The 11317-nt window shown below is 48.8% G+C and carries 10 protein-coding genes and 2 pseudogenes; 3 read left to right on the top strand and 9 right to left on the bottom strand.

The features are described from left to right. Positions 1-122: pseudogene (locus FTU90_RS15205) on the top strand (hypothetical protein); the annotation flags it as partial. A 348-nt stretch (positions 123-470) separates the two neighbouring features. On the opposite strand, the gene FTU90_RS16355 reads toward FTU90_RS15205, so the two are convergent. From FTU90_RS16355 to FTU90_RS15180, 4 genes are all read right to left on the bottom strand, one after another. Further along, positions 471-908, bottom strand: coding sequence for an HD domain-containing protein (locus tag FTU90_RS16355; RefSeq protein ID WP_373683434.1), 438 nt, complete (start codon positions 906-908; stop codon positions 471-473). Positions 909-1355: 447 nt separating this feature from the next. After that, positions 1356-2216: a macrolide hydrolase EstT gene (gene estT / locus FTU90_RS15190; RefSeq protein ID WP_077782102.1), complete on the bottom strand. Its 861-nt coding sequence runs from the start codon at positions 2214-2216 to the stop codon at positions 1356-1358. A gap of 17 nt (positions 2217-2233) precedes the next feature. Beyond that, a complete protein-coding gene (gene tet(X) / locus FTU90_RS15185; protein ID WP_044502094.1) occupies positions 2234-3370 on the bottom strand; it encodes a tetracycline-inactivating monooxygenase Tet(X) in 1137 nt (378 codons plus the stop codon). A gap of 88 nt (positions 3371-3458) precedes the next feature. Continuing rightward, positions 3459-4615 (bottom strand): IS3 family transposase gene (locus tag FTU90_RS15180; RefSeq protein WP_371035422.1). Its coding sequence is split into 2 segments (ribosomal slippage): positions 3459-4345 and positions 4345-4615, totalling 1158 coding nucleotides; the frame shifts between segments, so codons are not numbered across the junction. Between the two features lie 178 nt (positions 4616-4793). On the opposite strand from FTU90_RS15180, the gene tet(Y) reads away from it, so the two are divergent. Continuing rightward, complete coding sequence (gene tet(Y) / locus FTU90_RS15175; RefSeq protein WP_011931119.1) at positions 4794-5969, top strand: tetracycline efflux MFS transporter Tet(Y); 1176 nt, start codon at positions 4794-4796, stop codon at positions 5967-5969. Positions 5970-5984: 15 nt separating this feature from the next. On the opposite strand, the gene FTU90_RS15170 is transcribed toward tet(Y), so the two are convergent. From FTU90_RS15170 to FTU90_RS15150, 5 genes are all read right to left on the bottom strand, one after another. After that, positions 5985-6251: a hypothetical protein gene (locus tag FTU90_RS15170; RefSeq protein ID WP_052928020.1), complete on the bottom strand. Its 267-nt coding sequence runs from the start codon at positions 6249-6251 to the stop codon at positions 5985-5987. A gap of 167 nt (positions 6252-6418) precedes the next feature. Then, positions 6419-7255, bottom strand: a complete 837-nt coding sequence (locus FTU90_RS15165) for an aminoglycoside O-phosphotransferase APH(6)-Id (RefSeq protein ID WP_000480968.1) — start codon at positions 7253-7255, stop codon at positions 6419-6421. Continuing rightward, positions 7255-8058, bottom strand: a complete 804-nt coding sequence (gene aph(3'')-Ib / locus FTU90_RS15160) for an aminoglycoside O-phosphotransferase APH(3'')-Ib (protein ID WP_001082319.1) — start codon at positions 8056-8058, stop codon at positions 7255-7257. The genes FTU90_RS15165 and aph(3'')-Ib overlap by 1 nt, the downstream gene beginning before the upstream one ends. A gap of 106 nt (positions 8059-8164) precedes the next feature. Continuing rightward, positions 8165-9294 (bottom strand): IS3-like element IS1133 family transposase gene (locus FTU90_RS15155; protein WP_085959879.1). Its coding sequence is split into 2 segments (ribosomal slippage): positions 8165-9048 and positions 9048-9294, totalling 1131 coding nucleotides; the frame shifts between segments, so codons are not numbered across the junction. Between the two features lie 64 nt (positions 9295-9358). Beyond that, the gene (locus FTU90_RS15150; RefSeq protein ID WP_180073055.1) at positions 9359-9973 is read right to left on the bottom strand and encodes a recombinase family protein; all 615 of its coding nucleotides are present in this window, start codon (positions 9971-9973) and stop codon (positions 9359-9361) included. 125 nt (positions 9974-10098) lie between these two features. Between FTU90_RS15150 and FTU90_RS15145 the strand changes: the two are divergent. Further along, positions 10099-11193, top strand: a pseudogene (locus FTU90_RS15145) (DUF4158 domain-containing protein); the annotation flags it as partial. Between the last annotated feature and the right edge of the window lie 124 nt (positions 11194-11317).

Below are 11317 nucleotides of genomic sequence, written 5' to 3'. Positions count from 1 at the left end.
ACCGCCATCGTGTCGTGATCGGCAAGGATACGCGCCTGTCGGGCTATATGCTTGAACCCGCGCTCACAGCCGGTTTCACCTCGATGGGCATGGACGTATTCCTTTTTGGCCCGCTGCCGACAACGTATAGGAAGAATAAACGCCCTTTTCACCCAAGTCCAACAGCTTTGGACCGCAGTTGACTCTTTCGACACCCCTGCGATGCAACCCAATCCGGCTGACGGGGAGCCAGCAACGCTGAAAATTTACCCTCCTCTTTCCCACTAGCGGCTCCTTTTCCGACAACCAGCACGGCGGATCCCTGCCGCGGCGCTGTGAACGCAGCATTTTGATTGGTATCGTTGGCCTTCAGGCTCGTCAGTCAAACAGACCCAGGAGCAGCTCAGCCGGTGGCGCCCGGCTTTCGGGTAACGCCCTGGTCCCGCTGGTTTCGGCTTTGTGCTTCAGGTGATCAAGGATCTGCTTGATCACTATAGGGTCTTCAATGCAGGACTGTATTTACATAAAGCAAGCGCCTTACCCGCTTGTGTTTTGATTTTTTTTGAAACAAATTGTCTTAAGGTTTCTGTGTCCTTAGTGCAATCCATAACTTGCATGTTTTCAATAAGGTCTGCCTCCCAAAGAATCTGAAAATCTTTTCCATCTATTTTTTCAGGCGTATGATGGTTTCCAACTATATAACATACTCTTTCAATTACGAATGGTTCATAATTATGTTCATTTAATATATTTCTTGCAATTGGTACTCCTTCCTGCTCTTGGAGATGTCCCTCCATTGATCCATATTTGCGTAATGCTTCCACAGAACCTATGTCGTGTAAAACAGCACTTAACTCTATAATACAACCAGTCTGACTGTCTACATTTTCTCTTTCAATAATCGTCCGTGTATTTTCTAACACCTTCATTGTGTGATCGACGCCATATGGTACAGTTCTGAAAATATTTTTCATCTCTTTGATTACTTGGTCTAATTTCTCTGATTCTCCTATGTCCTTATATTTCATATCACATTATTTTCTGCTAAGGTCTCAAGAATAAAAAAATCAGGCAATGAACCTATGTTAAGTAATCTTTTTGGTGGCTTTGGTTGATATTGGTTGAAAAGCACAATGACCAAGATGTTAATCCTGGTCTTTGGTTTTTAAGAAAACAAAATTGTATTTTCTTTTCGCTGTATCTCCGAGATGATATGATTTAATGAAGATACCATTTCGTATTTAGTTTACAATATTTCCTTTTATAAAAGAAAATTGCGTAGTATGATTATTAAAAAACACCAAAAGATGTTATTCAAAGAACACATTGATATTAGCTTCAATCTCTAAACCGTTGATTTGGAAATACATAATACCCTATTTGTTCATTCTTTTGTTATTTGTTGTATGTTGCGTTATTCCATCAATAATTTTATTCCAATCTTCGAAATGTAGTTCGTGTCCGGTTCCATCAAGCGTTATTAGTTTTGAGCCGTTTATCTTTTCAAGTAAAACTGCTGAATTCTTAAAATGCCATATTTTATCGTCCGTTCCGTGTACAATTAAGGTTGGTTGATTGATTTCGCTCAATCTGTTCCAGTATTCTTCACCACCTTGCAGTGCCGCATGATTGAACATACTTATATAGTTATTAGCTCTTTTAAATTCGGCTCTAATCAGTTTTTCACTTCTTTGTTTGTCAAATTGTTTCCTGCCGCTCATCAATTCAGCACCTTGAATTAAATAATTTGCCACACTGTCTTCATTTGTCCAATCTACGGTTTCAGCTTTTCCGTGAAAATCTAAAATACGCGTATCCATTTCAGGAATTGTGGGGTCTGAGTCGCCCCAAGGACCTGATGAGATTAGTGTTATTGAACTTACCCTGTCGGCATATTTTATTGATGCTATTTGAGAAATCAGTCCGCCCAGTGAAATTCCCACAAAATTGGCTTTGACTATTTTATAGCCGTCCAAAATTGAAATAGCATCATGGGTTAAGTCAACAATATCATAGGGGGTTGAACCCGGTTCGTAATTAGTAGATTTTCCTACGTCCCTATTGTCGTAGCGAATAACAAAAAATCCCTTTTCAGATAGTTTCTGGCAAAATTCAGCATCCCAATACAACATGGATACCGTTGCTCCCGCAATCAAGAGTATTGCCGGATCTTTTTCACATCCAAAACTTTCGGTAAAAAGTCTTATTCCGTTTTTTTTAACTATTTTCTCTTTCATTTCCTCGCCTTTCTGTTTTATAGATTCATTAGTTTTTGGAAAGAAAAGTCGAGGCTGAACATTTCCGTTTCGTTTATTATTGATTCTGCCTGTGCTTCTCTTCCATAAGCAAACATTTGCTGTTCATAATTTTCAATAGCCTCTTCAATGCTGTTAAATTTCCCATTGGTCAGATTATCCGACAATATCAAGGCATCCATCAACCCACTGTTTACGCCTTGTCCTGCAAAAGGAGGCATCAAATGAGCAGCATCTCCAATCATCGTTATGGGTAATGGACGCTTACTTTTCCAAGACTTATCTAAGGGAAATATTCGTGTCGCTAACCCTACAAAAGATGATGTCAAACGAATCAGTTCTTTGTAGCGTTCGTCCCAATCGGAAAATTTTTTCAGGAGAAAATCAACGACACTATTTCTGTCTTGAAAATCTACCCGCGTTTTGCTTTTCCATTCATCAGGTGTTTTAAAACTTATTCCAAAATGCAATGCACCATTATTATTAGGATTCGCAAATAATAAATTACCTTGATGAGCAGCCATTAGCCGGTTTCCATTGCAAAGCTGAAAAAATCCAGGACAGTTCACCTCCGGTTGATGAATATCGGCTTGTATATTGAAAGTACCTGTTTCTTCAACTTCCGTGTCGGTAACAAATTTTCTTACTTTAGACATTCCACCATTGGCAATAATAACCAGATCTGCTGTTTCACTCGATTTATCCTCAAAAGTTAGTATCCACTTCTCCTTATCAGGTTCAAGGGTAACAAGTTTTCTATCCCAAATGACGGTATCATTTTGTAAACTATTTAATAGGATAGTCCTTAAGTCATTTCTGTTTATTTCAGGATTGTCAAAACGATTTTCGGGTCTTACATTTTTTGTGGTTAAAATATTGCCCTTTTCATCAACAATATTTACACCCATTGGTAAAGCTAAGTCATAATAAGTTTGTAACAATCCCGCTCTTTTCATTGCTTCCTGTCCCGAATCCCTGTGCAGATCAAGTGTCCCACCAAAAATCCTTGCATCTTGGTCTTTGTCTCTCTCGTAAACTGTAATGTCCACGCCGTTTTGCTGTAACAATCTCGCCATTGTTAATCCAACAGGCCCGGCACCAATTATTGTAATTTTTTTATGTTTTAATAAAGTCATATTCTTGTTCGCTGGTTTTAATGTCAACTAATGTCTGTCAATTTAATCACTTTGTTTTTGATCTGGCAACAGTTTTCCGGACACATTCTCAAGCAACTGCTCGCAGCTCTGATTCATAGTCCAACGGACTCATGTAGTCATTGCTGGAGTGCAGCCGCACCCGGTTATAAAACACTTCGATATACTCGAAGATGGCCTGCTTCGCTTCTTCCCGCGTCGTAAAGTCTTCGTGATAGATCAGCTCGGTCTTCAGCGTGTGGAAGAAACTCTCCGATGGGGCGTTATCCCAACAGTTTCCCTTCCGGCTCATGCTGCATTGGAAGTCATGCTGCTTGAGCAAGCGCTGGAAGCTATCTGAAGCATACTGACTGCCTCGGTCGCTATGAACCAGTAACCCGGCAGCTGGCCTGCGTTTCCAGATCGCCATGCTCAGCGCATCGCTCACCAGAGACGCCGGCATTCGGCTACCCATCGACCAGCCCACCACCGCCCGTGAGCAGAGGTCGATAAAGACCGCCAGATAGAGCCATCCCTCCCGTGTCGGGATATAAGTGATATCCCCCACATAGGCCTGATCCGGCTTTTCTGCCGAGAAGTGTCGCGCCAGAAGGTTCGGCGCGACCGGCTTGTCATGCTTCGAGTTGGTGGTGGCCTTGAACTTCCGCCGCGTCTTGCATGCCAGCCCTTCCTCTTTCATCAGTCGGGCAATCCGATGGCGACTGACGGCTTCATCGTCTCCCGTCAGCTTCTTCTGAATACGCCGCGTTCCATAGGTTGCCCGGCCTTCTTCGTGGTGTTTACGGATCTTCGCCTTCAACGCTTTATCCTGCTGTTTTCGCGGGCTGGGCGGCCTGGACCGCCACTCATAATAGCCACTACGAGACACTTCAAACACGCGGCACATCAGGGCAGTGCTGAACTTACCCTGATTGGCGTCGATGAAGGCATACCTTAGCGAGATTCTTTGGCGAAGAAGGCGGCCGCCTTTTTTAACAGCTCTCGCTCTTCCTTGAGTCGGGCGTTCTCTCGGCGGAGCTGCTTCAACTCATCATAGAGGTGCTGCTCATCCACTTTACCATCGCCCTTGGTGCTCTGCTGGCGGTGGTACTTGGCGATCCAGGTATGTAACGTATTGACGTTAACCTCCAGCTCCCTGGCGGTCTGGTTGACGGATTGCTCGGACTCCACCGCCAGCTTGACCGCGGCTTCTTTAAACTCAGCTGTATAGGCTTTCTTCTGACTCATGACACACACCTTCTCTGGGCAGGTGATCTTACCTGCGTCTGTGTGTCTGGGGAACTATAGCCACTTCATAACGGTCTCACGATCCAATTTGGTCATTTTATTGCATTACCTCTTGACAATTTATCGTTGATAAAGTTTTTTATCGCCAACTTATCAATGATAAATAAAAGTCACATCTATGTCAAAATCACTTATAACCGCACTCATTGTTGTCGCGCTTGATGCGATTGGTTTGGGATTAATCATGCCGGTGGTTCCGGCTTTATTAAATGAATTTGTACCGGCAGAGCAAACAGCATTTCACTATGGTGTTTTTTTATCGCTTTATGCGTTTATGCAGGTCTTTTGCGCGCCCGTTTTAGGGCGGTTATCTGACCGCTATGGACGGCGGATTATTTTGCTGGTTTCATTTTTAGGTGCCACGATTGATTATAGCATAATGGCGGCAGCGCCTGTTTTATGGGTGCTTTATATCGGCCGGATTATCTCAGGTGTTACCGGAGCAACTGGTGCAATCGCGGCATCAATTATCGCTGATACAACTAAACAGGAAGAACGTGCGCGTTGGTTTGGTTTTATGGGGGCGTGTTTTGGTGCAGGTATGATTGCAGGGCCTGCTATTGGCGGTGTTCTTGGTGATATATCTGTGCATGCGCCCTTTGTGGCAGGGGCTCTTCTCAATGCAATTGCCTTTTGTTTGGTGGCTTTCTTGTTGCCCAAAACGCCGTCACAACCGCCTGAAGGACAGCCAGCCAAAATCAATTTGTTTGAAGGCTTTCGCTTCAATTTTGCAGTTCAGGGACTTGCCAGCTTTTTTGCGTTGTTTTTTCTTATGCAGCTGATTGGGCAGGCGCCCGCCGCTTTGTGGGTGATTTATGGCGAACAGCGCTTGAATTGGGATATTGGCACAGCAGGTGTGTCGCTGGCCGTTTTTGGTGCAGCACATACATTCGTACAAGCTGTTTTAACCGGCACTCTTTCAAAGCGACTGGGTGACCGCGGTGTGTTGCTGCTTGGAATGGGCGCTGATATGTGCGGGTTTTTATTGCTGGCTTTTATCACGCAAAGCTGGATGGTTCTGCCGGCAATTTTTATGCTGGCCACAGGCGGCATTGGTATGCCTGCTTTGCAGGCCATTATTTCAGGTCTTGTTTGCGATGAAAAACAAGGTGCTTTACAGGGAACTTTAACGGGGTTGACGAATATAACCTCGATTATCGGGCCGGTCGGATTTACGACGCTTTATGGCTTAACCGCGGGGCAGTGGGATGGTTGGGTTTGGCTCGTCGCAGCAAGCCTTTATCTTATTGCTATACCATTATTGCGCCAGTCAGCCAGTTTATTGCGATCTTAAAATCTTGGCGGGAGATCAAGCAATCCCGCCAATAAAACCGCTGAGTTCATCAAGACGCACCATTGCCATGCGCATGGTGCCACGGCAATTTTGAGCTTTGCAGCGTGCGCGTCGTTCAACTTCGTCCAAATATAATTGCTCGTGTCCTCGAATTGAGCTGATCATTGCCTTATTGATATAAACAAGGCGGTTACATTTCTTGCAGGTCATTTCTAATCTTTGATGGTCTGCAAGATCACTGGCTTTATAGCGGGTTTTCCAGTTTCCGGGTGGGGATGCCATTTTCATCACCAGAAGTCTTCAGGTGAGGGAATACGGACATAGCTGATTTTACCGCCCACATGGGGTCGTTTGCGGGAGAGGGCGAAATCCTACGCTAAGGCTTTGGCCAACGATATTCTCCGGTAAGATTGATGTGTTCCCAGGGGATAGGAGAAGTCGCTTGATATCTAGTATGACGTCTGTCGCACCTGCTTGATCGCGGCCGCGATAGCTAGATCGCGTTGCTCCTCTTCTCCATCCGCGTTCCAAGCTGCGGAAAGGCACCCATAAGCGTACGCCTGGTCGAGCAGGCGACGCGGATCGACGTCCAGCGCACGAGAGAATGCGTCCGCCATCTGTGCAATGCGTCTAGGATCGAGACAAAGGTCGTCTCTGTCAGCCGGATCGTAGAACATATTGGCGGCGCCAAAGCCCACTTCACCGACCAGACCGACGGGATCTATCACCAGCCAGCCGCGACTGGAGAACATGATGTTTTCATGATGCAGATCGCCATGTAGCCCACGCAGTTCCGAGGCATTGCTCATCATTTGATCGGCTATAATCGCCGCGTGGACGTAGTCAGTTTGACAACCTGCGTTTTGATCATCGCGCGCCCGCTGAAACAAAGCTGCAAAGCGATCCCGGATCGGGAGAAGGGCAGAAGGCAGGGGTTCCTCAGATGCGGCATACAGCTTCGCCATTAGTTCCGCTGCAATTTCGGTCGCCTGGTAGTCGCCGTGCTCGGCAACGATGTGAGAGAGCATTCGCTCCCCGGCATATTCGAGCAACATCAGATTGTTCTCACGACCGAGCAACCGGACTGCTCCCCTCCCATTGCGCCATACCAGATAGTCGGCCCCGCGCAGTTCATCAGCAATGTCTTCTATAGGTTTCAATCCCTTGACGATTGCAGGAGTCCCGTCTGGCAATGAAACTTTCCAAACGAGGCTGGAAAAGGTGTCCGCAATGAGAACAGGTTGCGAAACGTGCCAATGAGCAGGAAAAACAGGCGGCATGAACATCAACCCCAAGTCAGAGGGTCCAATCGCAGATAGAAGGCAAGGCGTTCGCGGTCGGGGGCTTCGATCCCCAATACATTGAATAGGACAGCGAAGGCGCGCTCTGCTTCATCTGGCGCTGCCCAGTTCTCTTCGGCGTTAGCAATCATGAGTGCCAAATCGGCATAGCGATCTGCTGTTCCGAGCCGCCCAAGGTCGATCAGACCCGTGCATTGAAGAGTTTTAGGGTCCACCATGAAGTTCGGCATGCAGGGATCACCATGGCAAACAACCATATCGGTGCGCTCTTGGTCGAGCCGCACCGGTAGCTCTCGTTCGACACGAGCCAAAAGATCGAGCTGCGGCGTACTCTTGTCCTCGTCCGGTAAGAAGTCGGGATTGACGGCATTGCGGGACACCACATCAACGGCGCGTCCGAACATTCGCGACAGCCTGCGCTCAAACGGACATTGATCAACCGATAGGCTGTGAACAGCGCCAAGTTGCTGCCCCATTGACGGCCACGCTTTGAGCAAATCCGCTCCAGACAGATCAGCCGCCGGTACTCCCGGAATTGCCGTTATCACCAAGCATGCACCCTCCTGTTCCTCCTGCCAGTTGATCACCTCGGGGCAAGCCACACCTCGACCTTTGAGCCAAATGAGGCGGTCACGCTCTCCAGCGAGCTCACCGCGGCGGGAAGCAGGTGCGATTTTCGCGAAGGCATGCCCGTCACCACGTCGAAAAACAAAATCACCAGATTCTCCGCCTCTGACAGGCAACCAGTCAGAATGCGATTCACCAAAAAAAATATTAGTTCGATTCAATGGAGGTTCCTTCAGTTTTCTGATGAAGCGCGGAGGTGGCTCAACCTGCGAAAAGAAACGAGTTGCTATGGACTTGCACCGGTTGTGTTCCGGTCTATCTCTCATTTTAAGCGGCTTTTTTCTCAAATGCCACCGGCGATTTCCAGCCGAGTGTTGAATGTCTTCGGCGTGGATTATAAAAGCCATTTATATATTCGAAGATTGCAATCTCAATATCTCGCCTTGTTTGCCAGTGTCTGCGCCAAATCAACTCAGCCTTTAATGATTTAAAGAAGCTTTCTACTGCGGAGTTATCAAAACAATTGCCTTTCCCGCTCATGGACGGCAGCAATTGATGTTTGAGCAGTAGCTTTTGATATTCATGAGCGCAATATTGGCTCCCACGGTCTGTGTGTTGAATACAACCCGGTGGTGGTTTGCGTAAAGCCAACGCCATATTCAGTGCCCTTAATGCAAGATCCTGCTTTAATCGATCACCTGTTGCCCAGCCAATCACGCGACGGGAATACAGGTCAAGGATAACAGCAAGATAGACCCATCCTTCTCTGGTCCAAACATAAGTGATATCGCCTGCCCATTTCTGGTTGGGTGCGCTTGCGCTAAAGTCTTGTTTTAATAGGTTCGGTGCAATGTTGAAGGTATGATGACTATCCGTTGTCCGTTTGAATTTACGCGTTCGAACAACTGTAATGTTATTCTGGCGCATCAAACGTCCAACCCGACGCTGCCCAACCTGCAGGCCCAGCGCTTTCAACTCTTCTGTCATACGCGGCCTACCATAGCTCCCCAAACACAACCGATGCTGCTCACGTATATGCGCTAGAAGTATAAGATCACGACGCTGGCGCAGTGATGGAGGACGGCGTTTCCATGCACGTAAACCACGATCTGTTACGCCCATCAAACGACATATGCGTGAACGTGAGAGAGAGCCACGGTAATCCGTAATAAACTGAAATCTCACAGCTTTTGTACTGCGAAAAATATTGCTGCCTTTTTTAATATCTCCCTCTCCTCCCGAAGGATACGGTTCTCTTTGCGTAAACGTTCATTCTCACGCAGAAGATCAGTGTCTTGGGTAGGAATTTTAGTTTCATCGGAAATTGATGCGATCCATTTCCCAAGCGTGGAAAGCCCAATACTTAAATCTGACGCAACTTGACGGCGTGTTAAGCCACTAGTGAGTGCTATGCGAACTGCATCACGCTTAAATTCATCACTATGCTTTAATGACATATATGGTCTCCTTGATAACAAATAATGCTCTCAAAAAGACCGGAACGAAACCGAGGCAAGTCCACTACGTAAGTCCGAGAACATGCTTTCCATGGTCTCTGAGCTCGCCTTTGGGACCGACATATCGGTAGAGAGTGACGCGCTCGATGCCGAGTTCCTTGCAGAGATCGGAAACTGAAGTATCGCGCTGGGCCATGGCGGCTTGCGCGAGACGCACCTGAGCTTTGGTGAGCGCGAATTTTCGTCCGCCCTTGCGACCGCGCGCTCTCGCGGAGGCGAGACCCGCCATGGTGCGCTCTCGGATCAGATCCCGCTCGAACTCGGCCAAGGTGGCGAAGATTCCGAACACCATGCGACCGGGCGCAGTCGTGGTGTCGATCTGAGCGCCCTTTCCAGTCAGAACCCGCAGGCCGATCTTGCGGTCTGACAGCTCCTTCACCGTGTTGACCAGATGGGCAAGCGATCGTCCGAGGCGATCGAGCTTCCAGACCACCAGCACATCGCCGTCACGCAATGACTTGAGGCAGGCAGTCAAGCCAGGGCGATCATCACGACCGCCGGAAGCAAGATCATCATAGATATTGTCCCGTTCGACACCTGCGGCGCGCAAGGCGTCGTGCTGCAGGTCGAGAGACTGCGAGCCATCGGCTTTGGAGACGCGGGCATATCCGATCAGCATGTATCACAAACGTTGGTTTGAGGCGGCGCTTCGGCCACGATTGCATTGACCTCTGGAAATGTATCTCAACCAGCTTCATAAACAAAGCGTCTTGAACGCTATCAGATTTTGAAAAAGGAACATGTATGCCGCGTCGCGTCACTCTAACCGATCGGCAGAAAGACGCGCTGTTGCGCTTGCCGACTTCACAGACGGATTTGCTCAAGCACTATACGCTGAGTGATGAAGACCTTGGGCATATCAGGCTGCGTCGGCGCGCTCACAACAGGTTCGGCTTCGCCCTGCAATTGTGTGTCCTGCGCTATCCCGGCCGGGTGCTGGCTCCAGGCGAACTGATCCCTGCAGAGGTCATCGAATTTATCGGAGCGCAGCTTGGCCTGGGTGCCGACGATCTCGTAGACTATGCTGCCCGCGAGGAAACACGGCACGAGCATCTTGCCGAGTTACGGGGGCTCTACGGCTTCCGCACCTTCTCCGGACGTGGTGCGAGCGAGCTGAAGGAATGGTTGTTCCGAGAAGCCGAGATGGCGGTGTCGAACGAGGATATCGCCCGTCGCTTCGTAGCCGAGTGCCGACGCACCCGCACTGTCCTTCCCGCGACATCCACGATCGAGCGGCTTTGTGCCGCGGCTCTCGTCGATGCCGAGCGACGCATCGAGACGAGGATCGCCAGTCGGCTGCCTATGTCGATCCGAGAACAGTTGCTGGCATTGCTCGAGGAGACGGCTGATGATCGGGTGACCCGTTTTGTGTGGCTGCGCCAGTTCGAGCCTGGCTCGAACTCTTCGTCGGCCAACCGGCTGCTCGACCGGCTCGAATATCTGCAACGCATCGATCTCCCCGAGGATCTGCTTGCCGGCGTTCCTGCCCATCGGGTGACTCGTCTGCGCAGGCAGGGTGAACGGTATTATGCCGACGGCATGCGCGATCTCCCGGAGGACAGGCGGCTTGCGATCTTGGCTGTTTGCGTCTCGGAATGGCAGGCGATGTTGGCCGACGCAGTGGTCGAAACCCACGACCGGATCGTCGGCCGTCTCTACCGTGCTTCGGAGCGTATTTGCCATGCAAAGGTCGCAGACGAAGCGGGGGTGGTGCGTGACACCCTGAAATCCTTCGCCGAGATCGGGGGCGCCCTGGTCGATGCACAGGATGATGGCCAGCCGCTGGGCGATGTCATCGCGAGTGGGTCAGGGTGGGACGGCTTAAAAACCCTTGTTGCTGACTCTTATACACAAGTAGCGTCCTGAACGGAACCTTTCCCGTTTTCCAGGATCTGATCTTCCATGTGACCTCCTAACATGGTAACGTTCATGATAACTTCTGCTCTTCATCGTGCGGCCGACT

The organism is Acinetobacter sp. YH12200, from assembly GCF_013418175.1.
Taxonomy (GTDB): domain Bacteria; phylum Pseudomonadota; class Gammaproteobacteria; order Pseudomonadales; family Moraxellaceae; genus Acinetobacter; species Acinetobacter pseudolwoffii.
Note: the sequence above shows the minus strand (reverse complement) of the source record. Positions and strands in the feature narration are given on the sequence as shown.

Excerpts from the sequence above, each read along its gene's own strand:
- FTU90_RS15170 (WP_052928020.1), bottom strand. The coding sequence starts at position 6,251 with ATGGCATCCCCACCCGGAAACTGGAAAACCCGCTATAAAGCCAGTGAT.
- estT (WP_077782102.1), bottom strand. The coding sequence starts at position 2,216 with ATGAAAGAGAAAATAGTTAAAAAAAACGGAATAAGACTTTTTACCGAA.
- FTU90_RS15165 (WP_000480968.1), bottom strand. The coding sequence starts at position 7,255 with ATGTTCATGCCGCCTGTTTTTCCTGCTCATTGGCACGTTTCGCAACCT.
- FTU90_RS15150 (WP_180073055.1), bottom strand. The coding sequence starts at position 9,973 with ATGCTGATCGGATATGCCCGCGTCTCCAAAGCCGATGGCTCGCAGTCT.
- FTU90_RS16355 (WP_373683434.1), bottom strand. The coding sequence starts at position 908 with ATGAAGGTGTTAGAAAATACACGGACGATTATTGAAAGAGAAAATGTA.